Genomic DNA, 26354 nt, shown 5'->3' on the forward strand with positions numbered 1-26354 from the left:
ATTCGAACGACCGGCCGCTCGCGTCGGGTGAAATAATGTCGCAATACGCCCTCCTTCCCTTGCAAGCCGGCGGCGAAACGACTGGGATCGACGGCACAACGATGCTGATCGCGATGGTGATCGGGTTCATCATCGGAGTCGTGATCGCAGTCGGCGCTGCCTACTGGGTATATAAAGATGCCACGAAGCGCGAAAACAACGAACTCGCATGGGCGATCGGCGTCGGCGCACTGTTGTTCCTGTTTTTCCCCATCGGCGTCATCGCACTGATCGCATACGTTATCCTCCGGAGTGATGAGACGACGACAGAGCCGATGACGGGTGAGACGGCCAGTGGGGAGTGGTAGCACGTCAACTCGGTCGCCGAAATCGGCGTGACGTTGCGCAGAACTTTTTTCAGACCGTCCGTCGTCGAACGGGCATGGCGAGTTCGGGCACGGCCGTTTCTCTCTCGAACGTCCGCAAAACGTATCGTATCGGCGAGCCGGTCCACGCACTCGACGGTGTTTCTCTCGAGGTCCCCCGTGGCTCCTACACCGCGATCATGGGGCCGAGTGGCTCGGGGAAGTCGACGCTGATGAATCTGGTGGGCTGTCTAGACACGCCGACCGAAGGAACGGTAGTCGTCGGGGGTCGTGACGTCGGGACATTAAGCGATCGCGAACGGACGCGGCTGCGAGGAACCGAGGTCGGCTTCGTCTTCCAGACGTTCAACCTGATGCCGCGGCTGAACGCCGTCGAGAACGTCGCACTGCCGCAGTTGTTCCAGAGCATCGATCGAGACGAGCGCCGCGAGCGGGCACGGAATCTCTTGGAGCGCGTCGGCCTCGGCGACCGGATCGATCACATGCCAAACGAACTGTCGGGCGGCCAGCGCCAGCGCGTCGCGCTCGCGCGGGCGCTGGTCAACGACCCGGCGATCGTGCTGGCCGACGAACCCTCGGGAAACCTCGATACGGACACCGAGGCCGACATCCTCGACCTCTTCGATGAGTTCCACGAGGGCGGGACGACGATGCTCGTCGTCACCCACGAGCGCCACGTCGCCGAGCGGGCCGACCGGATCATCCACCTCCTTGATGGAAAGATCGAGCGGATCGAAGAACTCGACGGGGCTGGCGGGTCGCAGGCGGGATCGCCGGCCGGCCGAGAATCAGGAGGGGGCGACGAATGAATCCGCTCGAGAGTCTGCGCCTCGCGTGGCGATCGATCCGCGGCCACCGGCTTCGGTCGGCGCTGACGACGCTGGGGATCGTGATCGGCATCGCGGCGGTAATCGCCTTCGTCACGCTGGGCGCAAGCCTCCAAGCCGGCGTGATCGGTGACATCAGTCCCGATGACCAGCGCAACGTCTACGGCTGGGCCGCTGAGCCCGACAGCGAGGGCGGCCCGCTGGCGGGTGCCCAGCCCGTCTTTACGCAAGACGACCTCGAGGCAGTCGAGGACTTAGAGGACGTCGAGGCGGCCTACGGCTACGCGACGCTCCAGACACAAGCGATCTCGAACGGCGAGGAGACGGTCGCACAGGGCAGTGGCATGATCGCGTCAGGGCCGTCATACATCCGCGAGGAGCGTATCACCGAGGGCAGACAGTTCGAGATGGGAGCACGCGAGGCGGTGGTCAACCCCGCGGCTGCGAATCAGTTCGAGGAGAACGTCAGCGTCGGCGATACCCTCACCGTGGCGATGCTCGGCGGGCAGCAAACCGAAGTCGAAGTGGTCGGCATCACCGACAACAGCGAGGGACTGAGTCCGTTCGAAGGGTTCGAATCCTCGCCGCGGATCTACGTGCCGACCGATCCCTACTACACGGAGCAGGCATCGATGCTGGGGATCGGCGCTGGCGGTGGCGCTAACACTGGCAACCAGAGTGGCGCTGGCGGTGACGCTGGCGCTGGCAACCAGAGTGTCACCGGCGGCGAAGCCCGCTTTCTCGCGATCATCGTCGAGGCTGAATCGGCCGATCAAGCAGACATCGACGCCGCCCGCGAGAGCACGACCGACTACCTCGAGAGCGACGCCTCCGACGCCAGCGAGTTGCTGGGTGACGACCTCGAGGTACAGCTCCAGACGAGTACGGAACTGCTGGGCCAACTCCAGGACGTGTTGAACCTCCTGCAGAACTTCATCGTCGGGATCGCAGCCATCTCATTGCTGGTCGGCTCGATCGGCATCGCGAACATCATGCTCGTCAGCGTCACCGAACGGACCCGCGAGATCGGGATTATGAAAGCCGTCGGCGCGCAAAATCGCGACGTTCTCGGGCTGTTCCTGACCGAATCGGTGATTCTGGGCGTCATCGGCGCAATCCTAGGGACCGGGCTGGGGCTCGTCGCCGGCTATCTCGGGGTGCAGTACATCGATCTCCCCTTAGTCTATCCCCTCGAGTACGTCGCGATCGCAATCATCGTCGGGATAGTTGTGGGTATTCTCGCCGGGCTGTATCCGGCCTGGCGGGCCGCGCGGACGGACCCGATCGATGCGCTCAGATACGAGTAAGTGAGCTCACACCTCTCGGTCGGAATCCCGGTCGCGCTCTCGCTGTGCGTCTCGGTCGTCAGCGCGATCGCTCGAGTCCTCGAACCCGGTATCGAACGTGGACGACTCGCCGAACTCGTCGTCTCGCGTCGACGGCGCGTCGGAACGGCGGGCAGTCTCGTTCGTGTCGAAGCCGACCGTCTCCCGGGTTTGCCGGTGACGGTCGGGATACTCTCGAGCGAGGTACGCGCCGAGATAGCCGCCGAGCAGCGAAAGACCGACGGTATAGAGCAGCAGAAAGAAGCCGAAGCTAAAGATCACGAAAGTAAACAAGACCACCCCCTCGATCGGGAAGCCGCCGATCAGTCCGAGGCTGAAAAACCCGGCCAAGAAGAACCCAAAAATCAGGAATGGGATGAACGTGATCGCGCCGGCCAACGCCCCCGCGATTGCGCCCGCTCGTTCGTCCGGCCCCTCGAGAAAGCCCGCGACAGCCCCGCCAAGGACGGTCGAGCCCGGGATAAACGAGGCGACGACGCTGATGACAGCGCCGATAATCGCGTTGACGAGCGTTCGCGTCTGAACCATACTAGACGAAAGGACGGCAAGGAGAAAAGTGTCGGTGGTCCAAGACGCTCTGTCGTCGAAGCCCAGTCGCCAAGCCGGGGCGGTCTCTCGCTCAGTCGTCAGCAGCCTTCGAATCTGGCTCCTCGAACGTGGTCTCCGTTTCGTCGGGATTGCTTGCAGGATCCTCGTGGTCGTCTTCGACGAGGTCGGTAAACGTGGCATCGCCGTTGACCTCGTCTGCGAGCAAGTCGACGGCTTCGACGAACACCGCGACGAGCAGCGGGCCGACAACGACGCCAATCGCACCGAGGGTAAAGAGCCCGCCGGTGAAACCAACGAAGTACAAGCTGCCGGGGAGACCGGCCGAGCGTCTGGCCAGTCGCGGCCGAACGGCGACATCTGGCAGCCAGGCGATCAGAACGAGACCGAGTATGCCAAGCAGTGCCGCTGCGACGAGGTCGCCGACGGCGACGTGGTAGAGCGCGATCGGGATGACAAGCATGCTCGGGCCGATGATCGGGACGAACTGGAGAACGGCAGCGGCGATCGCGAGCGTTAGCGCCGCCTCGTAGCCGAGCACCCAGAACAGCAGATAGGCGGCAGCGAACGTCGCGATCGACGTCGCGACCTGCAGCACGTAGATCGCATACAGCGTCTCGCGGGCTCGCCGAGCCAGCGCGTAGACCACGTCTCGATACTCGTAAGGTATCGGTGCGATGGCCGCCCGGCCTGCCGCGTCACCTTTGAGCAGGAGGCCGAACAGCAACACGACGAACAGCGCGAACTTGATCGCGAGCACCGGCAGCGCCAGCGCGAAGGAGGTCGCAGCCCCCTGAACGAACTCGAGGGCAGCGGCCTGAATCTGCCCGGTTTCGATCGCGTAGGTCATCCCGACCGCCGACACCGACAGTTCCCGCGGCAGCGCAGCGAGGGTGTCGACGACATCCTCAAGCCGGAAATAGAGCGCGACGACCAGCGGCGTGCTGACCGCAAGTGTGACGCCGAAGCCAACCAGCGTCGCGGCCAGCGCGCCGGCCCACTCGGTGAGTCCGCGCCTGACGAACCAGCGCTGGACCGGGATGAGGACGTACGCCACGGTCAGCGCGAGGAGGATCGTCCCGAGCACCTCGAGTAAGATTCCGCCGGTCACGACGCCGAGGACAACGACAAGACCGGCGAGGACGTACCGTCGCTGGTGGCTCGAGCCGGCGTTCCCGTTCCCAGTCTCTGTCACAGCCAGGACTCTCACTCGAGGACTAAAGTCTTTGTCTGGTGAGCGGGCCGGAACGCGCAGGGTTGCCTTTTTCGACGGGATCGTGGTACATACGCGCATGAGGGTGGTTCGGCAGCTCCGGATCGATATCGACCGACGGGAGGTGGCTGTCGGGACCGAGATTACCGTTTACGTCCGTGACGATCGACGACGGCCCGTCGAAGGAGCCATCGTTGCGACGCAGACGAAATCTACACGGACGGACGAACGCGGCCTGTGCCGATTGCGATTTGACTCGCCCGGGTTCTGGAAGCTCATCGCAGCGAAGTCACCGACCGACCGCGAGGCATACACCTCGACGTCGGCGCTCGTTCGAGTGGTACCGAATGCACCCGCGCTTCGCCCGCTCGGCCGGGTCAGGCCACGGTAACGACCGCACACTGATACGGTTTACTGTCAGTCATTGCCGGTGGGACCGCGACCGTCCTGCGGTCCCACTGGTAACTAGTTACATCGTATGAACGGGCACAGCGTTATGCCCCTCACGGATGTAGACCGTGGCCATGGGAGACACGAAAAAGGGACGAGACAAGCAAGCCGACGACGCGGAGAAACACCAGCGAGAGCACGAACTCGCGGAGGAACTCGAGCGCAGCGACGAAGCCGAACCGCCGCTCGAGGACGACGAGGAGTCGGACGAGGACGAGGACGAGGACACAGCGGACGAGTAGTCACCGGCGCGGAACTCGAGCTACAGGCCCCAAAAAAAGGCGATGCCGAGGGTGGTCACGACGGAGAGAAGCAGCTGCAACGGTGCGCCGACCCGGACGAAGTCCGAGAACTTGTAGCCGCCGGGACCGTAAACGAAGAGGTTCGTCTGGTAGCCGACGGGGGTGAGAAACGCCGTCGAGGCCGCGAACGTCACGGCGAGCACGAACGCAAACGGGTTCGCGTCGATCTGAGACGCAGTTTCGACGGCGATCGGCAGCATCAACACGACGCTCGCGTTGTTGGAGATGACGCCCGTGATCAGCCCCGTCGCAATGTAGAACACCCACAGGACGCCTAGTGCCGGCAGGTACGCGCCGGTCGACGCGACGAGGCTGCCAAGCAGATCCGCGCCACCGGTCTGCTCTAAGGCCATCCCCAGCGGGATGATACCGGCCAGCAGGAAGATCACGTCCCACTCGACGGCGTCGTAGATTTCGGTCGGTCTGAGCACACCCGTCGCAACCATTGCAACGACACCTGCGAGCGCGGTCACGAGAATTGGCAGGGAGAGCGCAGACAGCGCAGTGAACGCGCCGATACCGGTTACACCGGAGAGGGTCGAGCCAACTATTCCCCACGGCATCGCGACGACGCCGACGACCCCCGCCATAATTGCCGCCGCGTGAGGGATCTTCTCGGTCCGGTAGTCGGGTTCGTCGGGTTCGTGGGCGACGATGAAATCGTCGTTCCGCGAGAGGCGATCGATGCTGTCCGGAGCCGCCTGCACTAGCAGCGTGTCGCCGACGCGGATCCGGCGCTCGTCCATGTTGGTCCGCACCGTCTCGCCTCGACTGCGGAAGGCCAGCACGGTCGCGTCGTAGCGCTGGCGAAACGTCGAGCTCTCGAGCGATTCACCCACGAGAAACGACCCCCGCGGGACGACGACCTCGACGAGAGTTCGCTCGGCGACCGCCTCGGGCTCGAGTTCGTCCGCGGTCTCGGGGTTGCCGGCGAGAGTGAGCGTCTCCCGGTCGACGAGTTGCTGGACGGTCGGGCGGTCAGCCCGAAGCCGGAGCATGTCACCGGCCTGGAGCGTCTTCTGGCCGATCGGCTCGATGAACTCCTCGCCGTCGCGGACGACCTGCAGGATGTCGGCGTCGAACGCGACGTGGTCGATAGCGTCGTCGACGGTCGACCCGATCAGCGGGGAGTCGTCGTCGACGACGACGTCGGTCAGGTACTCCTCGATGGCGTACTCCTGGACGTAGTCTTCGTCGACGGGGACGCGCTCGGGCAACAGTCGGTGACCGATGGTCATGAGATAGATGCTGCCGACGACGAGGACGATGAGTCCCAGTTGGGTGAACTCGAACATCGAGAAGGGCCGATCGAGCAGGCGAGCGGAGACGTCGCTCGCGAGGATGTTCGTCGAGGTGCCGATGAGCGTGAGCATCCCGCCGAACATCGAGGCATACGAGAGCGGAATCAGGAGTTTCGAGGGGGAGGTCTTCCCCTTGTGGGCGATATCGGAGATGACGGGAACGAGGATGGCGACGACCGGCGTATTGTTGATAAAGCCCGAGATCGGGCCGCTGACGCCGATCGTCGCAAGCAACTGTTTATCGAGGTCGTCGCCGGCGAACGCGGACATCTTGCGGCCGATGATCTGGACAACCCCCGTCTGGCTGATCCCAGAGCTGAGAATGAGCATCGCCAGCACGGTGATCGTCGCCGAGTTCGAAAAGCCAGACGTGCCTTCAGTCGTCGAGATCTCGGTGAAATTCACCACGCCGTCAGCTCCAAGCACCATCAACAGCACCATCACGAGGATAGCGGTCACGTCGATCGGGAGCCACTCGGTCACGAACAACACCAGTGCAACGACGATGATCCCGAAGACGACCACCATCTTTGGAGTCACCGCCAGCTCACCAGCACCGGTCGCCAGCGCAGTCGCTCCGATACTGAACGAGAAGAATCCGGACACGATTGACAATCAGGACTCAGTGGTGGTCACGTTTGAAGGCGCCGGTTCGGTATCATCTCGAGCCGATCGCAGCGATTCCGACACGCAGGCCGATCGAGAGGTCGCGCTTACTGTGATGACAGCCGCGAGCGGAACCGCTCGAGGCCGACATCGAGCATATCGGGGCTGACCGTCTGGAACTCACCGTCGGCAGGCAGGTAGGGGCGCACCGAGTCCCAGCTCTCGCGGGCGTAGCGTTCGTCTAACAGGACGCGCACGCCGACATCCTCGGGGCTGCGGATGACGCGACCGATCGCCTGACGGGCCTTCCGCACGGCGGGAATCGTCAGCGCGTAGGTAAAGCCGTCACCGAACGCGTCGTCGTACGCTCGGCGGACGGCTTTCGTCCGCGGACTCGAGGTGTTGACGATTGGGACACCACAGACGACTGCCGCAGCCAGCCGGTCGCCGCTGTAGTCGACACCCTCGGTCAGCGTCCCCCGCAGACTCGTGACGAGGACCTTGCCGTCGCCCGCGAAGAAGTCGGCTTTGAGCGACTGGGTCGTCTCGTCGTCGCTTGCAGCGTCGCGCAGGATCGGCTTGTCGATCCGGTCCTCGAGGACGCCGGCAGCCCACTCGGCTTCGGCGTAGCTGGGCATCCCGACGAGGACGTTACCGGGGAGCCGGGCGACCTTCGCGATGGCGTTGGCGTAGGACCGTCGCGTCGGGTTCTCCTCGCCCGGTCGGCCGCGATTGTCGTACGTGAACTTCGGCGCGGCGACCGCGAAGCTCTCGCGGTTCTCAGCGGGGAAGTGCAACCCGTATCGGCGTTCGACCACTGGCCGGCCCTCTTCGCGTGCGAGATACTGGAGCCCGGTTACCTCGGTGAACGCGTCCATCGGCTCGAGGGTCGCACTCATCAGGATGCCGCCACCGAACATCCCGAGTCGGTCACCGATGGCGTCGCTGGGGACGCAGTTGTGCAACGCAAGACGAGCGTTGTAAGCCCGCCGCCACGAGTCGGCGGGCTCGGTGTCGTCCCAGGTGCGCTCGAGTTCGATCTCGCGGAAATAGTCAGTGTGACCCTGCCGGTACCACTCGCCGAGGACGCGACCGACAGCGGGTGCAGCGCGGCTTCGGTCCTCGTCTTCAGCCTCGTTCAAGATTCGACCGGCGACCGCACCGACGGCCTCGGCGCGGACCCAGTCGGCGTCGCCGTAGCCCGCCTCGCGGGCCCACTCGCTGAGTTCGTCTTCGGCGGGCTTGCTCGGCTCACGGAGCGGGATTTCTTCGTCGTTCAGTTCGGTCAGGTTCGACTGCCAACCCCGGTAGTTCCGGTCGAGGAAGGCAGTCACGCGGCGGTCGAGTTCGGCTCGGAGATCACGGACGAACTCGAGGGTTCGGTTGAGTTCCTCGAAGGAGACGTCGCTGTCCGCGAGTTCCCCGCGCACGAGGTCGGCGTCGGCGGTCTTGGAGCCGCCTTCAGCCTGTCGGCCCTCGCGTTCGAACTTGATCGGCTGGATGACCCGCGAGAGTTCGGTTTCGGCGTCCCGCAGCGTCGCGTCGGCGACACCCTCGCTGACCAGATCGCGCACGCGTGGCTCTAGCATGTGGGCCTCGTCACAGACGACGAACGTCGAGTCGTCGAGCAGTGCGCCGGTGAAGGAGCCGACCGTTCGGGGATCGAAGGCGTGGTAGTAGTTTCCGATGACGACCTCGACCTCGCCGAGGGCAGCACCCATGACGGAGTGGGGACAGATGCCGTGTCTCACTGAGCGCGCGACCAGCTCCTCGGGCGTGACCATGCCGGCGTCGGTGAAATCGTAGGGGATCGCTTCGGCAGCCGCACCGTCTTCGTCGTCCGGGAGGTCCGCGAGGTACTGCGCATAGAACGGACAGTACTCTGTTTCGGCACCGACGGGACCACCCTCGCCGTACTCGGGCAGCTCGGGCGGATAGGGCGTCGGTTCGCCTGCGGTCTCGAGAAAGCGGCCGTCGCTGGCGCGAGTCCCGCTGTCGGCCAGCCCGATCTGCTGGCTGCGGGCGCGGGCAGCGAGATTCTGTGCGGTCGTGTCGCCGCCCTCACCGGTGAGATCGCGGGTGCGATCCCGGAGCGTCTCACAGCGGTCGTAGACGTTTCCATCGTCGATGCCCGCTGTGCCCTCGCGGTTGTACGGACAGACGTCTGCCTTGCCGACGAGAGTGAGTCCCGAGATCGGGTCCCAGTCGGCAGGGAGGTTCTCGTTGATCGTCTCGAGGTCGGCCTCGAACTGGCGCAGTTGCTGTTTGACGCTGGTCAGGACGAGGACACGCTCGTAGTCGGTATCTGGATCGCGCACGAGGTCGATCCCGGCGGTGAGCGCGATCATCGTCTTTCCGGTGCCACAGGCCCCTTCGATGACGGTGTAGCCGCCCTCCTGTCCCGTTTCGATGGCGGTTTCGATGCCGTCGACTTGCGGCTCGTAGGGGCTGTCGTGGCCGAAAATCGAGCGCCAGTTCGTCATTCCTGCCGTACTCACCGTCGGTCGGTCATAGGGTTGACGAACACGAGTGGCCGCTCGATCGTATTTAAACTGTAGCTCGAGAACGACGGAGCATCAGGACCACCGAGAACGTAACGCCTTCCAGTCCTGACGCTCTATCTCGGCTATGAGCGACACCGGTTCCATCGACGCCGACCAGTATCGGGACGAACTCGAGTCGAAACGCGCCGAGAAAGACGACTTCTTCGCGACCCATCCACAGTCGCCGATCCCGCCCGAGGAACGCGACGACTTCGACGGGCTGGACTACTTCGACCCCGATCCGACCTACCGCGTGACCGCGACGGCGACGGTCCACGACGACCCTGAGGTCGTCCTAATGGAGTCCACCGCAGGGAGAGAAGTGCGCTATCTCCGCGTCGCGACGCTGGAGTTCGACCTGAATCGTGACGACGAGGATCTCGAAGATGGAACCTTCGAGTTGGCTGCATATCAACAGGAGAGCCCGAACGCGGAGCCGCTGTTCGTCCCGTTCCGGGACAAGACCACAGGACAGCAAACCTATCAGGGTGGTCGCTACATGGAGCTCGAGGCGGACCGCGACCTCGAAGACGGCGACGAGCTCGTCGTCGACTTCAACCTCGCGTACTCGCCGTTCTGTGCCTACAGCGAGACGTTCGACTGTCCCCTGCCGCCCGAGGAGAACTGGCTCGAGATCGCGATTCCGGCGGGCGAACGATACGAATAGCGATACTGCCAGGTCGACCCTCGTGCTCGAGCGCGCTACGGATGTGAGTGGTTTTCGCAAGGGGTCGTTTCGACTCGAGCCACCGGCAGCGTTGCGGGCTGTACGACAGGAATTCGGGGCTCGAGTGGAAATAGAGGGGTTCGACCGGTCAGGGAGCGACGCCGACGGTCAACAGCGTGCCGAACTCGCGGTAGCGCTCGACCATCGCCTCGCGGGTGTCCCAGTCCTCGAGCGGGAACGCGTCGTCGTCGGGGATCGTGATCTCGCGGTCGGGAATGTTGTCCTGTTCGGCGACGTACAGACCCGCCTCGCGGAAGGCCGCGCGGTACTCGTCGCGATCCCAGCGGGTCATCTCGATGTCGATAAACTCCTGCCACTCGTGGGAGTGGACGTTCTCCTCGTAGTAGTTGACCGCACAGTAGAACGTGCCGCCGGGCCGGAGGATTCGGGCGATCTCCTCGAGGGTGTGGTGGGGGTCCGCGGCGTAGTAGAACGCCTCCATCGACCAGACGTGATCGATCGAGTCGTCGGCAAATGGAAGCGCATCGAAGTCGCCGACGAGGAAGCCAACGCTCGCGTCGTCAGTGTAACTGGCCGCGTTACGGGCCATTTCGGGTGCGCCGTCGAGTCCGTAGACGCGGCCAGCGCCCGTGGTATCCCGGAGTGCGCGGCCGGCGTAGCCGCTCCCGCAGCCGAGATCGAGGACGGTCTCACCCGGTTCGACTGGCATCCGTGCGAGCGCGTGCTTTGCGGTGTGCCAGTGTCGATCTTCCATTCCCTTGTCACGGCCGCTCGTTGCCCAGTCGTCGAACTCCTCGCGTACGCTCATAACGGGGCGATGTGTGACGCAGGAATAAACGCGTTCGCATGACGTCGCTCACAGTCGTGATTGAAGCCGACACGGTCGACGGACAACAACCCCATGGGAGTTATTCCCACTGTTATGAGAACCACCGACAGATACTTTAGGCTAGCCTAAAATATAGCAAGTGAAGGGTCGTCGGTGATCGAACTCCGTGGGCATCTGGAGTTCGCGATCCTCGGTGAGCCACACTGTCCCACCACCTCGCCAGTTTTGGACCCTTCCTCCGGGTTTCCGGAGTCCAGTTTCGACGCATGATATATCCGCACGCTTAAGGGAGTGCCGAAAGTTGTTCACGCCAGTATGGACTACAGCCTCGAGATAGACGGGACACCGGAGACGGTACCGGGCGGGACCGGCGTCCTTCTCTTGCATCCAAGCACTGGCGAAACCGACCGTATCGATACCGACTTCCTCAAAGCCGACACCGACCACTTCCTCGTCGTTTCGACGCGAACCACTGCCCGCGAAGTCAAACAGAAACTCGAGTACTACGATGTCAACGAGGAGTGTGCCGAAATCCTCGACACGCTAAGTATCGAACGCGGCTACTCCCGGCGGTCGTCCGATACCGTCCACTACGTCGCCGCCCCGGACAACATCGACGGCATTGTCGCTCAGATCGACGCCTTCCTCGACGCCCACAAGGGGAAAGTCCGCATTAGCTTCGATTCCGTCACCGAACTCGCCTATTATGCCGGTGACGAGCGAGCCCTCGAGGCCGTCGAGCGGATCCTCGCACTGCTCGAGGACCACGACGCCGTCGGTCTCTTTCATCTCTCGGAAGAGCCACACGATGACGCAGTCGTCGACGAGTTCCGCGGGCTGTTCGACGGTATCATCGACTTAGACGAGGACGGGAGCATCGACGCCGAGTTTTAACGACGAGGTGCAGTCGCGTTCGATCGCGAGCCCGCTCGAGGGTCGCCACGCGGCCTAAAAAAGCGAACAGTTACTCGTCGGCCAGCGAGTCGAACGTCTTCTCGGCCCACCGGATCGCGTACGCCGGGCCGTGCTCCCGATAGGCGTCCGTATCGAGCGCAGCGAAGGGGGCGGGAAGCTCGATCGCGTGTTTGATCGCCGCACACGCCAGTTCGGTTGCGTCGGCGAAATCGGTCTCGCCGCGAGCGACCGCCCGTGGCAGTCCCGCGACGCGATCCTCGAGTCGCGTCCCCGCATCCTGCCAAGCATCAGCGAGGGCTGGGTGGTCGTCGTGCCAGTCTGCGAAGACATCTCGGGTCTGGAGACCGATCCAGCCGTCGTACAGCGCGGCGGCGACCTGATAGGTGCCGTTCGGGTCAAGCGGGACTGCTCGATCGAGATCGCGATACGAGTCCTCGAAAAAGCCAATGAACTGTTCGGGCACCTCGAGTCCGAGCTGGACGAACGCCTCGGCGAGCAAAAAGTCGACGAACGATTCGGGCGAGCCCTCGACTCTGGGTTTGACCAACACGACCGGCGGCTCCGTCTGACGGGTCCAGGCGACGCTGCCATCGCCCGGCATTCCGACTGTGAAATCCGAACTCACATAGCGCGCGAGCAGCGTCGGTGCGTCTTCGGGCAGCCAAGCTGCCGGATAGCTGGCCGGCTCGAGGCTGTCGACGAGCAAGCCGAGGTCCTCAGCGAGCGCTGGTGGAAGGGTTTCGAAGTCACGCTCGCAGTCGAGAACTCGAGCGCCCGGTGCGTGAGCATCGCGGACCGACGTGAGCCGATCCGGGAGCGCACGAGTCTCGAACATCAGGCGAACGCCGTCTGGAAAACGAGCAGGATCGACAGCAGTGCCGATACGGCGACCGTGGAAAGAACAACCTTGGTTGCAGTGCTCATATGTGCCCCCTCGTATCGCCATTGCTTAAATCCATCTGTCTCCGTCCGCCGTCTCAACCCGCTCGTCCCCGTGTTCCGGTCGAATTACAACGACTCGAGCAGCCCCATTATACGGACGACTGTCAGTCAGTTCCGGCGTCTCCGCGACCCGTCCTGCGGATACGCCGGTAAATCGGTACAGCAGACCGTATACACCATCGTCATCGGTTTGCAACCAGTATTTCAGTTGGAACTCGATTCCCAGCTGAGTAGCGTTTTCCGGAGTGATTTCTCTGTGCTACAGTAGAACCGATCCGGTGGGTTCTGCGCGTCGATCACTCGTCGCTGTCGCCACTGTCGCGCCAGGAATCGGGGACGTCGATGACGTATCGGCCGTCCTCCTGGAGAGAGATGATATACTCTTCGCGGTTGTAGAGTTCCATCAAATTGAGTTCGTACTGGCCCGGTCGGACGATTTTGATACTCTCGAATTGTTTATTGAGCTCTTCCCGCAGGTCGTCGATCGACGGACGATCCCCGCTCGGTTCGCTGACGACGCGACCGTGTTCCGGCGGCTGATCGTCACCGGCTGTTGCGGCATCGGTCGGCTCGTCTGCATCGACGCCGTGTCGAGGTTCGGAGACGGCGGCTCCATCGGTGTGAGTCGGCAAGTCGCCTGCAGAAATGACCTCGCTTCGGGCGTCAGCCTGTGCCGAATTCTCGTCGTCTGCAAGCGTCGTGGTCGGCTCGTCCGATTGCTGGTGTGACGGCTCTCTGTCGCCGGATTCGTCGATCGTCTCGGTCTGTGTGTCGGTTCGGTTCTCGGGTCGCCGCGCCGTCTCGGGCCACTCAGCGAACGCCTCGCCGGTTGCGCCGTCGGCCTCGGTGGTGTCAGCCTCACCGCTCGAGGGCCACGACTGCTCCGACTCGACAGCAGCGCTCGAACCGTCGGGCGTGGACTGTACAGCAGGGTCGGGTGATTGTCGATTCCGCCCATCCGTCGAGTCGTCGTCTCTAGTGATCCAATCGCGGACGGTCTCCGTGGCACGGCTCGTGACGCTGCCCGACTCAGTCGATTCTGCGTCTGCTGCTTCCGTGTCGCCGGCCCCACCGGAGGAGTCTGCTGTAGCCGCAGTTGCGGGTGCAAACTGAAACTTGTTCCCGCCACAGTCTGGACAGCCCGACAGCATCTCCTTGGAACCGTCAGCGAACGTTCGACCGCAGTTCGTACACTGATGAGGCATTAATTACGGGAGACGAGCGCACTGATGAGCGTTTCGTCCTTGTGGAGCGTCTCGATCTGGTTAGCCGGTCCGATTACGGTGAGCTTCGTCTCCACCTTATCGCTACCCATAATGCGGCCAAGCAACGACGAATCACGGGCCTCGGACTTGGGATAGGTCTCGATCTCGATCCCGTTGAACTCGTCTGGACTGATTTCAGCCATCGTCACCTCGATGAGGCGACTCTCCTCGTCCGGCGTCAGCCCTTCCTCTAAGATGACGATGTTGCCGTCGTGGACGCCGTCTAGGATCATCCGAATCTTTTCCATCGTGGCCATTCCGTCCATGCGTTCGCCGCTGATCAGATCGATCTGGACGCCGTCGGACGGCTCCGAATCGTCTGTGTTGGTTGCCTTCGGCATTGATATCACCCGAAGAACTCCGCGATCTTGTCGTACACTTCGTCCATGTTGTCGCCTTCCTTCGCGGAGAGCGGCACGGTCGTGTGCTGTGGGAAGGCGTCCTCGATCCGTTTGACGCTCGAGTCCTCGAGGTCGGTCTTGTTCGCGAAGATGAGAACCGGAAGATCGCGAGACTCGATGATGCCGATCAACATCGTGTTGACCTGCGTGATCGGGTCTTCGGCGCTATCCAGTACGTAGATGACGCCGTCGACGTCTTCGCGTAGCCAGTGCATCGCCTCGGCGACGCCTTCGGTCGCTTCACGGGAGCGACGAATCGCGTCCTCTTCGTCGAGCTCGTCCGTGAACTCCTCGTAGTCGACCTTGGTCGTCACACCGGGCGTGTCGACGATGTCGATCGTCACCGTCTTGCCGTTGCGTTCGATATCGACGTTTTCTTTGCGGCGTGCGCGACGCGTCTCGTGGGGGATGTGACTCTCCGCACCGATGGCATCACCCGTCCAGTCGCGTGCAATGCGGTTTGCGAGCGTGGTCTTGCCGGCGTTCGGCGGACCATAGATACCGATTCGTTTGGGCTCCTGTTCCGAAAACAGGCGATCCGTCACCCGAGAGATACTATCTTTGAGTTCTGTGAACAGTCCCATCTGTTGGGCCCTCCAGCACCGCGGGGTGCATCTGCGCGTACTACTAAGCGAACTCACTTAAGCCTACGTCAGACATGTTGACACTCCAGACACGAAGAGTGTCAGCAATCAGAATGGAACCGGCAGATATGTCGGGGGAACAATATGTATTATACACATGCAGACGACTTCAGACAGTCCAGTCTTATCTCGCGGACACCTAGTGTGGAGAGCGTACTATCCTCCCGGCTGGGTCTCGAATACATATGCTTGGATGAGGATCACAACCACGTGTGATAACGATGTATTGTAATTAATCATCAATAATTAGTATCTTGATTAGTCTGAGTGAGTATTCCTGACGGAGTTGGGAGCCCCCCACCCCTTCGTTTCAACTGGAGAGCGTCGAGTGTGTGGGGGTTGGTGAGTGGCCTGAGAGCTGCCAGTTATCCCTCTTTTCGGGTTGAGATGGGTTCTACGGCACGAAACCGGACGAATTGGTGGTGTTAGAACGGATATAGTAATGAACTCTACTAATTACTAATATTAACAGTCCTAAGAAGATCATCTAGGAAGAACTAGTAATAAGAAACACATCTCTAGTAAAGTATGCTGTTCTGCTAGTTCTACGGTTACTGTTTCTAGCCAATCAACCTAAAACCTTCCCTTCTAGAAACCCGTCTTACCCCTCCCCCACCTTCGTAGCGTTCCACCTGAAACGAAGGGGTGGGGGGGACGCATATAGTAGACGCTAACATCTGATTCTGTTAAGCGGTAACAATCGTCTCAATAAATGTCCGAATTACACTTCTCTTGTCTCGTTCGAAACTAACGCACGGGTGCGAAGAATCAATTTCACTTGCTGCTCGTTGTTCTCGTATCATCACCATGTGAACCCAACCACACTCTTGTTATTCATTCCCGATCTGCTACTATCTTGTCTCTGTTTACCGCTTCCGTCTTTGTCTACCGGCTCCAATTATTACATTCACTTGCGCGTAACAAGATTCTATATAATAAAATATAAAATAAAAGTTCTCGAGAAACAGCGCCAACACAATTCGTCAGTATTGTCACTTCCACACGGCGATCATCCGAATCAGTACTCGGACGATTTCAATTCGAGTCGACTCGAGCGTCACTGATCGTCGTTCCAGCACGAGATGAAGGGAAAGGAAGGCTTTATTACCGTGGTTTTCCTCTGTTTCGTTTGCATCAACTGGACCCGACTCGGGTATCTGGAACTGTGGATCCATCTATGGACCCCATCAGACCATGAGATTCCTGATTCCCGACTCGACACTCCACACGAAATAAGGGGGCCTGTGTACGACGGATGTCAGACGACTCAGAAACCGCAGATTCGGACGAGGTTGAAATCGACGGAACGAGGGGGTTCTCGACGAACTTCGAGAACGCTGATCTCGGTGACGAGGAGTCGAATCAGGGGTTGTTTGACGATCTCCTCAGCGGTGAGCCCATCTTCGAGAACAAGGAAGTACTCCGTCCATCCTACACGCCACACGAACTTCCCCATCGGAGCGACCAAATCAACAAGATGGCGACCATTCTGGTGGCTGCCCTTCGCGGCGAAACGCCGTCGAACATTCTCATCTACGGCAAAACCGGCACCGGGAAGACCGCAAGCGCGAAGTTCGTCAGCAAGGAACTCGAGAGCACGTCCCAGAAGTACAGCGTCCCGTGTGACGTCGAGTACATCAATTGTGAGGTCACTGACACTCAGTATCGCGTGCTTGCACAGCTGGCGAACAAGTTCATCGAGAAGAACGAAAACCGGATCGACGAGCAACTCGCAACCCTCGAGTCGCTGCTAGACACTCTCGATGAGTACGATGCGACCGTCGACGCTCGCAATCCCCACGGGGCAAACGCGGACGACCAGTCCAACGACCAAGCGGCGTCGGATCCGTTTGAGGTCGCACTCGAGGACGCGACGGAGTCACAGACCAACGTTTCGTCTGGAGACGAAACCGAGTCTGAGTCAGGCGGTTCTCCACCTGAAGCAGAGGGGTATTCGGGATCGTCCGAATCGAAATCGACCTTGCCCTCCACCGAACCCGATTCGACACCGGTCGACGGCACCGGGGACGCGGCGGCTTCCGATTCGACCGCGCTTCCACCGGACCACCCGCTCGAGTCGACGCCGTTCGAGAGCCGCGAAGGGGTCGAAGCCCGTATCGAGGAACTCGAGGCCGACAGGGAGTCGTTCGAGGAGGTTCCGATGACTGGCTGGCCGACCGACCGCGTCTACAGCGTTTTCTTCGACGCGGTCGACTACGACGAGCGGGTCGTCGTCATCATGTTAGACGAGATCGACAAACTCGTCGAGAAAAGCGGGGACGATACGCTCTATAACCTCTCGCGGATGAACTCCGAACTCGAGAACTCGCGGGTCTCGATTATCGGCATCAGTAACGATCTGAAGTTTACCGATTTCCTCGACCCGCGCGTCAAATCCTCGCTCGGCGAAGAGGAAATCGTCTTTCCCCCCTACGACGCGAATCAGTTACGCGACATCCTCGAGCATCGCTCGAACGTCGCGTTCAAGGATGGTGCCCTCTCCGAGGACGTGATCCCGCTGTGTGCAGCGTTTGCCGCACAGGAACATGGTGACGCACGTCGCGCACTGGATTTGCTTCGCACCGCGGGTGAACTGGCCGAGCGCTCTCAGGCCGAAACGATCGTCGAGGAACACGTCCGGCAGGCCCAGGACAAGATCGAACTCGACCGCGTCGTCGAAGTCGTCCGGACGCTGCCGACTCAGAGCAAACTCGTGCTCTTTGCGATCATCTTGCTCGAGAAAAACGGCGTCCACAGCATCAACACGGGCGAGGTGTTCAACATCTACAAGCGTCTCTGTGAGGAGATCGACGCCGACGTCCTGACCCAGCGTCGGGTGACGGACCTCATCAGTGAACTCGACATGCTCGGCATCGTCAATGCCGTCGTCGTCTCGAAGGGTCGGTATGGCCGGACCAAAGAGATCAGTCTCTCCGTTCCACTCGAAGAGACGGAGGCCGTACTACTGAGCGATTCCCGGCTGAGCGATATCGACGACGTTCAGCCATTTATTCAGGCCCGGTTCGAGAACTGACGAGTAGCGTGGCCGCCGACATCGCGGTCGCATTCGGTTTGGTGTCAGCCGCTCAGTCGCGTCGGGCTCGAGAAACGTGTTCCACCTGACTCGTGATCGCACCGGTTACTGCTGTTTTCCATACCCCTCTATTTCCACTCGAGAACCCGGCAGACGACGGAGAACGCGGCTGACGTGGAGCTGGGTCAGCGTTGCAACTCAGGACCGATACCGACCAGCGGCCAGTGCGATACTGCCGCCGGCGACGCCAGCGATACCGGCGAGGTCGCCGTTCGACTCGAGACCGGACGCGAGACCTGCTGGTGTCATCGCTGCCGGCTCCGGCTGTGTGTCTGGCAGCTGGCTCGAGGGTGACGACGAAACGAGTATGCCCCCGAGGAGGTCGTCGACGGCCAGCCTGACGTGGCCGAGCCACGGGATCCGGTACTGTGCTTTGCCGGTGATCCATTCGGGTTTGACGATGTTGGTGTTGGCACCGCCACCCGTTTGATCGTAGCCGAGATTGTGGTCGCCTTTCGTGATGAAGCCGGCGTACGGTGCGGGACAGTTCGGAACCTCCTGACAGGTTGCGTCGCCGACGAACTCCGTGTTGGCTTTCGTATCGATCCAGTTTTCACCCTCGTCGACCCAGAAGTGGGCGCGATGGATAACCGGTGTCCTCGCCGGATTGCCGTTTGGCCTGAAGACGATGACGTCGCCAGGATTGCCGAACTTGGTGTAGTCGGTCTCCTGACCGCGCTCGAGGGTGACGACGCCGGTTCCCTCGAGTGCGCTATCGCCGACGAACCGGTCTTCCTCGACGACGAAGATGAGGTCTCCTCTGTACATGTTCGGTTCCATACTACCGCTCTCGACGGCGACGAGTGGCGGCCAGATCCCACTGACGCCGAACAGGAGGAGGGCGACGACGGCGACGATAGCGACGCTGCTCAAGACGTCTCGTGTCACCATGACAGTCTCGTCGTTCGTCTTGAGGAACCAGCGGATGACTCCGTCGTCTTCGATCGTCACGTCGTCGGAATCAGACGCGGTCGGTGAGGGTTCCGGTGACGGCGTCTGGGGACTGCCGGCGCGTTCATCCGACCGGTCGCGGTCGTCGTCGCCGGAATCGCCAGGAGAAGTCCCGGAGCTAGAGCCGCTCATCGTCACACGTTTCACCGGGCGCGAAAATCAACCTTCTGTTCGCACGGGCTATTTTGAGGAGCGAGAGAAGTTCGGCGGTTACGGCAAGGAGGATGTCACGGGTCGCGCGGCTCGGCGGTCGTGCCGTACCAGATGAGCGCGAGTACGCTGCCAACGGTGGCGACGATGATCGGGCCGGTGCTGACGACTGAGCGGACCGAATCGACTGCCAGTCGAATCTCTCCGATCCACGGGACCCGAACCATCGCCTTGCCGGTAACCCACTGGGCGCTGACGACGGTCGTATTCGCACCCGACCACTGTACCTGATCGTAGGCCGGATTGGCGTCGCCTTTCGTAATAAACCCATCGTGGGGCGCTGGACACGATGCGAGATCGGCACAGGTCGCACCGTTTAAATACGCGGGATCGGCCTTCGTTTCGACCCATCGTTCCCCCTGTTCGACTCGAAACTGGGCGCGATGGATCGTCGGCGTCTTCGTCGGATCGCCGTTCGGGAGGAAGATGATGACGTCACCCGGCTTCCCGAACCGTTGGTAGTTGCTGTCGTGGCCGCGCCGGTCGGTGACGATGTTCGTTCCCGCGACTGCACCATCACCGGCGAACCGTCCCTCGTCGACGATGAAAACGAGATCCCCTTGCTCGATGTTTGGTTCCATACTGCCGCTCTCGACGGCGACGAGCGGCGGCCAGACACCGCTGATCCCGACCAGTAGGCTGCCACTGATCGCGATGATCGCGACGATCGTTACGAGGTCTCGAATCGCGGTGCCAACTCGAGTGTCCGTCTCGAGTAGCCAGCGCCCGATCCCGTCGTCTGCGATCGTCTCCGCATCGCTACCACGTGTTCGCGGTCGTGTGCCGATGTCCTGTCCGCGGTCGTCCGACTCCGTCGTTGGGTCTCTATCCCGTCTCGAGAGCGCACCGAGACGGTCGGACCGATCGGAGTCTGACTTACTGGCGTCGGGACCGTCCATTGGCGTTCGATTTCGCCGACCTCGCCATCAACCTTCCGGCACCATCATCACCACGGCGTTCCCGTCACGAGTGTCGGACACGCCGATCGCTGATCCGCTACCCTTTTTGCGTCGCTCGCGAATGCGGAGTGTGTGCCACTCGAGGCTGCCGCCCGACTCGTGAGCGAACTCACGAGCCGTGGCTACAACGCCGAGCGCGAGGCGGTAACGCGGCTTACGGCAGCCGACGACCCGCGTGCGGCCCTCGAGCGCGTTCTCGAGGACGTCCCGGACGACGTGTTAGTCGTCCGGGCCGAACACGTCGAGGCAGCGCTTGCGACCGACGCTGGCGGGGCGACTCACACCGATGTCCCTGGCGGCTCGTCGGCAGATTCGACAGCCCCCGTTTCGACTGGAACACGCTCGGCGCAGGAACGCGATTCTTCAGTTCGATCTCCAGTCGAAGCTGGGGGGTCGAGTTCGGCGAATCGTGAAACCGACCCTGCGGTGCGCTCGCTCGAGATCACCGGCGACATGACCGGCGAGAGCACGGGGACCGGCGAGTACAGCGATTTCGTTTCCGTCTTCCGCGATCGACTCGATCGACTCGGCGCGAAACTGCGCGGGCGGGTCAACCACCGGCCGGCGACGGCCATCCAGGAGATGCCCGGCGGCAGCGAGGCCGCGATGGTCGGGCTGGTCAACGACATTCGCTCGACAGCCAGCGGCCACTGGCTGATCGAACTCGAGGACGCGACCGGGACCTTTCCCTGGCTCGTGATGAAAGACCGCGAGTACGTCGACCTCGTCGACGAGTTGCTCCACGACGAGGTACTGGCGATGGAGGGAACACTGGCGGACGACTCGGGAATCGCGTTCGTCGACTCGATGTACTTCCCCGACGTGCCCCGTACGTACGAGCCCTCGACGGCCGATCGTCACGTGCAGGCGGCACTGATCAGCGACGTCCACGTCGGCAGCCAGGAGTTCATGGAAGACGCCTGGAACGCGTTTGCCGACTGGCTGCATACCGAGCAGGCCCAGCACGTCGAGTACATGTTGTTGGCCGGCGATATGGTCGAAGGCGTCGGCGTCTACCCGGATCAGGACGAGGAACTCGACATCGTCGATATCTACGAGCAGTACGCGGCCTTCAGCGAGCACCTGAAGAAAGTGCCGGGTGACATCGAGATCGTCATGATCCCCGGCAACCACGACGCCGTGCGACTCGCGGAACCACAGCCGGGATTCGACGAGGAGCTCCGGGAGATCATGTCCGCTCACGACCCACAGATCGTAAGCAACCCTTCGACGGTCACGCTCGAGGGTGTCTCCGTGCTGATGTACCACGGCGTCTCGCTGGACGAAGTCATCGCGGAACTCCCCGAAGAAAAAGCAAGCTACGACGATCCGCACAAGGCGATGTATCACCTCCTCAAGAAGCGCCACGTCGCACCCCAGTTCGGGGGACACACCCGACTGGCCCCCGAAGAGAAAGACTACCTCGTGATGGAGGAGGTTCCCGACATCTTCCATACCGGTCACGTCCACAAACTCGGCTTCGGGAAGTACCACAACGTGCTCGCGATCAACTCCGGCTGTTGGCAGGCCCAGACGGACTTCCAGAAGAGCGTCAACATCGACCCCGACGCTGGCTTCGCGCCGATCGTCGATCTCGACACGTTAGACGTGACCGTCCAGAAGTTCAGCTAGCCGCGACCGCTCATTGCCAGCGGTACAGCTATTGATCGCGACCGCGTTAGCGACTGACGCCCGATCGATATGTCATCTCTAGACAGCAGTTTTTCCGCGGAGACCACCGAAACTGCGTTTCGGCCCGCGATCGACGCGCACACGCATCTGTTTCCCGAACGACTTACTGCCGCGATTCGACGCTCACTCAGCGATGAGACCGACTGGGAGTTTTCACATCCCGTGACCCGGTCGGCGATCGAAGCCGTCCTTCGCTCTGCGGGCGTCGCTGCCTCCGTCGCCCTTCCCTATGCCCACGAGGCAGGGCTCGCGCGGGAACTCAACGCCTGGCTCTGCGACCAGGCCGACTCGTCGGACCTGCTGATTCCGTTTGCGACGGTCCATCCCGACGACGAAGACGTCGCGGCCATCGTCCGCGACGCGTTCGAGGCGGGCGCTCGCGGCCTCAAGATCCACTGTCCGGTCCAGGAGTGTCGGCCCGCGGATTCGCGACTCGAGCCAGCCCTCGAGGTCGTCGCGGAGTACGATCGTCCGATCACCTACCACGGGGGCACCGCACCGATGTTCGAGGACAACCCCTACGTCGGCTTCGATGCCTTCGCTGAACTGGTCGGTTCCTATCCGGAACTGCGCGTCTGCTGTGCACACATGGGTACCTACGAGGTCGAGGCGTTTCTCGAGCTCGCACGCGACCATGCGTCAGTCTATCTCGATACGACGTTCGCGATGTCGACGTCGGCCCCGGAGACGATGGGGTTCGATCCGTCCTCGATCGCCGACGAGACGGTCGTCGAACTCTCGGAGTCGATCATGTACGGGTCGGACTTCCCGAACATTCCGTACCCCTATCGCAACGAGCGGGCTGGCCTCCTCGCTCGCGACCTGCCACAGGAGACGATGCGAGACGTCTTCTATCGGACGGCGATCGACTATCTCGGCCTCGAGTCCGAGCCAGTCCTTGGAGAGACGACGGAGAGTGCGGCCGATGGCTGACTCGAGTCAGTTGGTACTGTAGCTCGTGGGCTCGAGCCGAAATCGCACCGTCGGCGCGCCGTCGAATCGCGGGCCGCGGCCGCGTCGTTCGAAGCCAAGTTCGTCGGCAGCGCGTTCGATCGCGGTGGCATCCTGTGCTGCGAGCACTTCGACGGCCATCGACTCGCGCTTGGCAAACCGCACCGGTTCGGCTAGCAGTCGCTTGCAGGCGTCGTTCGTCCCGTCGAGTTGGGTGACATGAACGGTGTCTTCGCGCGCGTCGAAGCTAATGAATCCGAGCAGGTCCTCCGGATCAGAGCCGTCGTACTGTGTGTTCCCGAGATCCGCGTTCGGATCGTGGCTGCCGTCCTCTGCGACGCGCACCGTGCGGTCGTGGACGAGATTTCGCATCACGTCTGTCGGGGAATCGGCAATCGACGCGAGCGCGTCGGCATCGGCCTCGAGTGCGTCACGTATGTTCATCGACGTATGGTGACGCTGCGCACGACAGTGAATGTTACCCTGCCCGATTGACGACGCCATGCCGGTTCCGCCACACGTTTTGGCAGCGGACGGGCCGTGACCGGGGTGGCAATCAGTGGTTTCGGGACTCGATCGTCGACAATTGGACGGATAATAAAAACGGGGACGATGGGACACAGTTATCTGCCCGCTCTGGTAACGACTCGAGTATGAGTCACAGCATCGCACTGCGAGCCGTCTGTGAGGTGGCAGCATGCGCGTCGTAGCCAAGTTCGGCGGAACGAGTCTCGGTAGCGGGGATCGAATCAACCGCGCCGCGGACTCGGTTGCTGCTGCCGTCGAAGACGGCCACGAGATCGCTGTCGTCGCCAGCGCGATGGGGTCGACGACCGACGAACTGCTCGACGAGATCACCTTCGAGACCGACGATGCCGACCGCGCCCAGATCGTCAGTATGGGCGAGCGGACGTCGGTCCGGATGCTCAAGGCCGCGCTGTCGGCTCGCGGGATCGATGCGACGTTCTTAGAGCCCGGCAGCGAGGAGTGGCCGATCATCACCGACGAGTACGGTGAGGTCGACGTCGAGGAAACCCAGCGGCGCGCCAAAGAAGTCGCCGCGGAGATGGACGGAACCGTGCCGGTCATCACCGGCTTCCTCGCGGAAGGGCCAGATGGTTCGATCACGACGCTCGGCCGTGGTGGCTCCGACACCACGGCGGTCATGATGGGTAAGTACATGGACGCCGACGAGGTCGTCATCGTCACCGACGTCGAAGGCGTCATGACCGGCGACCCGAACGTCGTCGAAGGAGCTCGCAACGTCGGTGAGATTTCCGTCGACGAACTCCGGAACCTCTCGTTCCGCGGTGCCGAAGTCGTCGCCCCCTCTGCGCTGTCGTACAAAGACGGCGGCCTCGACGTCCGTGTCGTCCACTACCAGCACGGTGACTTGCTGTCGGGTGGGACGAGCATCGAAGGCGAGTTCAAGAACCTCGTCGACCTGCGCGAGCGACCGCTTGCGTGTCTGACCGTTGCCGGCCGCGCGATCCGCAACCAGCCCGGCATCTTTAATCACCTCTCTGACTCGCTCGCCGAGAGCGAGATCAACATCGACGCGGTCGCCAGCGGGATGGACACCGTCACGTTCTACATCGACGAGGAGGAGGCCGAACGCGCCGAAAACATCCTTCACCGCGAGGTCATCGCGCGTGACGAACTCTCGAGTGTCACCGTCGACTCGCCGGTCGCCGTCGTCCGCGTCACCGGCGGCGAACTCCCCAACCAGCCGGGGATCATCAGCGAGATCGTCAACCCCCTCGCCGAGGCCCGCATCCAGCTCAACGACATCATTACCAGCGCGACCAGCGTCGCGCTCTTTGTCGACTGGGACGACCGCGAGGAGACCCTCGAGCTAACGCAGGACCTGTTCTAACCCGGGTCACTCGGCCCGCGGGTTCGTTTACTGCTGACTGACTGATTGCTCGTCGTGAGAGTCGTATTAACGAACGTATTCTCCCCGTAATACAGCGATAGCGAGTTCGTAACGAAGGTGGTTGGTGGGTACACTCCAGCCATGAGTACCGATCCGACAGTGACGGCGGTCTTCGCGGAGATCGACCCCGATCCGGACGCGATCCTCGAGGCCCACGGTGCGGATGATCCCGATACGCTCCTCGCAGGTAGCAGCGAGCACGATCCGAGCACTGACGAGACGATCGACGCCGACGACGTGACGGCAGCGGACGTGTTCGCCGACCTCGAGGCAGCCGCACGTGAGGTGACGGTGACCGAGAGCGATCGCGAGCGTGCGTCCGATGCCGGGTCCGATCTGGAACTCGTCGGTCCCGCGCCGACCGAGACGCGGATTCCGTCCGCCGCGTTCGGGATCGATGACGTCGAGATCGTCGACGCACCGACAGCGATCTGCTGGGACGGGCCCGAAACCGACGGCGCGACTCGCTGATCTGGCTCCGACAGCGGTGCCGCCGCGTCGGAACGCGAACGTGGGTCTACAGGCTCGCGAGAACGCCGCGGGCACGGTCTCGCAGCGTTGGTTCCGGTTCGGGCTCCGACTGGCCGAGTTGCCGTTTTGCGACCGAGCGCACGCCCCGTCGTGCGGACTCCGAACGCATCGCAGCCGCCGCCCAATCGGGGAGCTGTGACTCGAGTTCCTGTCGCTTCTGGGCTTTTAGCTTGCCGAACTGGCGCAGCGCCAGACCGATACCGAGAAACAGGCCAGCGTCGAGCAACTCACGGCGGAACCGATCACGGTCGTTCCGGACCGCGATCGCTTTCACCAGCGAGAGCGCACCGATCGCCAAATAGACCTTCGAACGCTTCGACGGATCGCCGCGGAGCAGCTGTTGGAGCGCCATGCGGCGGTGGCTACCACGTTCTCGCTGATAAAGGTCTGCCGGCAGGAGACGGGCCCCTGTCGCGGTCGTAGTCGTGGTCAGACGCGGTCGAGCGTGAGGGTGCCTCGGTAGCGCTGTTCGTCGATCGGCTCGATCGAAAACCCAAGCCGCTCGTAGAACGGGCGAACGCCGTCGTCGAATCGCGCCGTGAGCCGCCCTTCGCGCTCGAGGGCTGTCTCGATCAGTGCCCGTCCGATCCCTTGGTCTCGATGGCGACGCCGGACGCCGACTGCGCCGACGTGGGCCCCGGATTCGCGCTCGAGCGGCTCGAGAACGGCCGTGCCGAGGATTCGGTCGCCGTCGCCCGCACGTGCCGTCATCCCGTTGCGATCACCCGCGACGAAGACGTCACCGGCGTCGATTCGACCCTCGACGTCGCCGGGCTCGAGCAACGCGGCATCGAGAATGCGTCGCACCTCGAGGGCATCGCCAGTGGTGGCCGTTCGGACGAACACG

General features: G+C 62.3%; 27 protein-coding genes. 12 read left to right on the forward strand and 15 right to left on the reverse strand.

Features of this window, described 5'->3' with window-relative positions; translation table 11 throughout:
- Positions 1–35: 35 nt before the first annotated feature.
- From C476_RS12385 to C476_RS12395, 3 genes are all read left to right on the forward strand, one after another.
- Positions 36–347: a hypothetical protein gene (locus tag C476_RS12385; protein WP_008013458.1), complete on the forward strand. Its 312-nt coding sequence runs from the start codon at positions 36–38 to the stop codon at positions 345–347.
- Between the two features lie 74 nt (positions 348–421).
- Positions 422–1174 carry an ABC transporter ATP-binding protein gene (locus tag C476_RS12390; RefSeq protein WP_008013464.1) on the forward strand — a complete coding sequence of 251 codons (753 nt, stop codon included), beginning with the start codon at positions 422–424 and terminating at the stop codon, positions 1172–1174.
- The gene (locus tag C476_RS12395; RefSeq protein ID WP_008013466.1) at positions 1171–2499 is read left to right on the forward strand and encodes an ABC transporter permease; all 1329 of its coding nucleotides are present in this window, start codon (positions 1171–1173) and stop codon (positions 2497–2499) included. Before C476_RS12390 ends, C476_RS12395 begins: the two co-directional genes overlap by 4 nt.
- Positions 2500–2505: 6 nt before the next feature.
- Here C476_RS12395 and C476_RS12400 read toward each other — a convergent pair whose 3' ends face one another.
- Positions 2506–3066 (reverse strand): DUF5518 domain-containing protein, encoded by a 561-nt coding sequence (locus tag C476_RS12400; RefSeq protein ID WP_008013470.1) that lies wholly within the window; start codon positions 3064–3066, stop codon positions 2506–2508.
- Between the two features lie 91 nt (positions 3067–3157).
- Complete coding sequence (locus C476_RS12405; RefSeq protein ID WP_008013471.1) at positions 3158–4279, reverse strand: AI-2E family transporter; 1122 nt, start codon at positions 4277–4279, stop codon at positions 3158–3160.
- Between the two features lie 97 nt (positions 4280–4376).
- Between C476_RS12405 and C476_RS12410 the strand changes: the two genes are divergently transcribed.
- Both C476_RS12410 and C476_RS18730 read left to right on the forward strand, forming a co-directional pair.
- The gene (locus tag C476_RS12410; RefSeq protein WP_008013472.1) at positions 4377–4688 is read left to right on the forward strand and encodes a hypothetical protein; all 312 of its coding nucleotides are present in this window, start codon (positions 4377–4379) and stop codon (positions 4686–4688) included.
- A 133-nt stretch (positions 4689–4821) separates the two neighbouring features.
- Positions 4822–4989, forward strand: a complete 168-nt coding sequence (locus C476_RS18730; RefSeq protein ID WP_008013473.1) for a hypothetical protein — start codon at positions 4822–4824, stop codon at positions 4987–4989.
- A 20-nt stretch (positions 4990–5009) separates the two neighbouring features.
- On the opposite strand, the gene C476_RS12415 is transcribed toward C476_RS18730, so the two are convergent.
- Positions 5010–6878 carry an SLC13 family permease gene (locus tag C476_RS12415; protein ID WP_049911829.1) on the reverse strand — a complete coding sequence of 623 codons (1869 nt, stop codon included), beginning with the start codon at positions 6876–6878 and terminating at the stop codon, positions 5010–5012.
- 185 nt (positions 6879–7063) lie between these two features.
- Complete coding sequence (locus tag C476_RS12420; RefSeq protein ID WP_008013475.1) at positions 7064–9439, reverse strand: ATP-dependent DNA helicase; 2376 nt, start codon at positions 9437–9439, stop codon at positions 7064–7066.
- Positions 9440–9584: 145 nt separating this feature from the next.
- On the opposite strand from C476_RS12420, the gene C476_RS12425 reads away from it, so the two are divergent.
- Positions 9585–10166 (forward strand): DUF1684 domain-containing protein, encoded by a 582-nt coding sequence (locus C476_RS12425; RefSeq protein WP_008013476.1) that lies wholly within the window; start codon positions 9585–9587, stop codon positions 10164–10166.
- Between the two features lie 148 nt (positions 10167–10314).
- On the opposite strand, the gene C476_RS12430 is transcribed toward C476_RS12425, so the two are convergent.
- The gene (locus tag C476_RS12430) at positions 10315–10995 is read right to left on the reverse strand and encodes a class I SAM-dependent methyltransferase (protein WP_008013478.1); all 681 of its coding nucleotides are present in this window, start codon (positions 10993–10995) and stop codon (positions 10315–10317) included.
- A gap of 336 nt (positions 10996–11331) precedes the next feature.
- Here C476_RS12430 and C476_RS12435 point away from each other — a divergent pair, with 336 nt between their 5' ends.
- A complete protein-coding gene (locus tag C476_RS12435) occupies positions 11332–11910 on the forward strand; it encodes a DUF7090 family protein (protein ID WP_008013479.1) in 579 nt (192 codons plus the stop codon).
- Positions 11911–11980: 70 nt separating this feature from the next.
- On the opposite strand, the gene C476_RS12440 is transcribed toward C476_RS12435, so the two are convergent.
- The 5 genes from C476_RS12440 to C476_RS12455 form a co-directional block, all read right to left on the reverse strand.
- Positions 11981–12766, reverse strand: coding sequence for a DUF7089 family protein (locus C476_RS12440; protein ID WP_008013480.1), 786 nt, complete (start codon positions 12764–12766; stop codon positions 11981–11983).
- On the reverse strand, positions 12766–12855 hold the full coding sequence (locus tag C476_RS19920) for a hypothetical protein (protein WP_008013481.1): 90 nt from the start codon (positions 12853–12855) through the stop codon (positions 12766–12768). Before C476_RS19920 ends, C476_RS12440 begins: the two co-directional genes overlap by 1 nt.
- A gap of 314 nt (positions 12856–13169) precedes the next feature.
- The gene (locus C476_RS12445; protein WP_049911818.1) at positions 13170–14078 is read right to left on the reverse strand and encodes an OapC/ArvC family zinc-ribbon domain-containing protein; all 909 of its coding nucleotides are present in this window, start codon (positions 14076–14078) and stop codon (positions 13170–13172) included.
- The gene (locus C476_RS12450; protein ID WP_008013483.1) at positions 14078–14479 is read right to left on the reverse strand and encodes a DUF2073 domain-containing protein; all 402 of its coding nucleotides are present in this window, start codon (positions 14477–14479) and stop codon (positions 14078–14080) included. Before C476_RS12450 ends, C476_RS12445 begins: the two co-directional genes overlap by 1 nt.
- A 5-nt stretch (positions 14480–14484) precedes the next feature.
- Positions 14485–15123 carry an Era-like GTP-binding protein gene (locus C476_RS12455; RefSeq protein WP_008013485.1) on the reverse strand — a complete coding sequence of 213 codons (639 nt, stop codon included), beginning with the start codon at positions 15121–15123 and terminating at the stop codon, positions 14485–14487.
- Between the two features lie 1315 nt (positions 15124–16438).
- Here C476_RS12455 and C476_RS12465 point away from each other — a divergent pair.
- Positions 16439–18217 (forward strand): ORC1-type DNA replication protein, encoded by a 1779-nt coding sequence (locus C476_RS12465; protein WP_008013490.1) that lies wholly within the window; start codon positions 16439–16441, stop codon positions 18215–18217.
- A gap of 198 nt (positions 18218–18415) precedes the next feature.
- On the opposite strand, the gene C476_RS12470 is transcribed toward C476_RS12465, so the two are convergent.
- Complete coding sequence (locus tag C476_RS12470; protein ID WP_008013492.1) at positions 18416–19360, reverse strand: S24/S26 family peptidase; 945 nt, start codon at positions 19358–19360, stop codon at positions 18416–18418.
- A 95-nt stretch (positions 19361–19455) separates the two neighbouring features.
- On the reverse strand, positions 19456–20337 hold the full coding sequence (locus C476_RS12475) for a S24/S26 family peptidase (protein ID WP_008013494.1): 882 nt from the start codon (positions 20335–20337) through the stop codon (positions 19456–19458).
- Between the two features lie 132 nt (positions 20338–20469).
- On the opposite strand from C476_RS12475, the gene C476_RS12480 reads away from it, so the two are divergent.
- Both C476_RS12480 and C476_RS12485 read left to right on the forward strand, forming a co-directional pair.
- On the forward strand, positions 20470–22029 hold the full coding sequence (locus tag C476_RS12480; RefSeq protein ID WP_008013495.1) for a DNA-directed DNA polymerase II small subunit: 1560 nt from the start codon (positions 20470–20472) through the stop codon (positions 22027–22029).
- A 69-nt stretch (positions 22030–22098) separates the two neighbouring features.
- Entirely contained in the window at positions 22099–23022 is a 924-nt protein-coding gene (locus C476_RS12485) for an amidohydrolase family protein (protein ID WP_008013497.1), read from the forward strand.
- A 6-nt stretch (positions 23023–23028) separates the two neighbouring features.
- On the opposite strand, the gene C476_RS12490 is transcribed toward C476_RS12485, so the two are convergent.
- Positions 23029–23484, reverse strand: a complete 456-nt coding sequence (locus C476_RS12490; RefSeq protein ID WP_008013503.1) for a hypothetical protein — start codon at positions 23482–23484, stop codon at positions 23029–23031.
- A 253-nt stretch (positions 23485–23737) separates the two neighbouring features.
- On the opposite strand from C476_RS12490, the gene C476_RS12495 reads away from it, so the two are divergent.
- On the forward strand, positions 23738–24916 hold the full coding sequence (locus C476_RS12495) for an aspartate kinase (RefSeq protein ID WP_008013505.1): 1179 nt from the start codon (positions 23738–23740) through the stop codon (positions 24914–24916).
- A 141-nt stretch (positions 24917–25057) separates the two neighbouring features.
- Positions 25058–25447, forward strand: coding sequence for a hypothetical protein (locus C476_RS12500; RefSeq protein WP_008013507.1), 390 nt, complete (start codon positions 25058–25060; stop codon positions 25445–25447).
- Positions 25448–25493: 46 nt separating this feature from the next.
- Here the strand turns inward: C476_RS12500 and C476_RS12505 are convergent, their stop codons facing one another.
- On the reverse strand, positions 25494–25859 hold the full coding sequence (locus C476_RS12505) for a hypothetical protein (protein WP_008013509.1): 366 nt from the start codon (positions 25857–25859) through the stop codon (positions 25494–25496).
- Positions 25860–25936: 77 nt separating this feature from the next.
- On the reverse strand, positions 25937–26353 hold the full coding sequence (locus C476_RS12510) for a GNAT family N-acetyltransferase (RefSeq protein WP_049911830.1): 417 nt from the start codon (positions 26351–26353) through the stop codon (positions 25937–25939).
- Position 26354: the final 1 nt, after the last annotated feature.

The organism is Natrinema limicola JCM 13563 (assembly GCF_000337475.1).
In the GTDB taxonomy this organism is placed as follows: domain Archaea; phylum Halobacteriota; class Halobacteria; order Halobacteriales; family Natrialbaceae; genus Natrinema; species Natrinema limicola.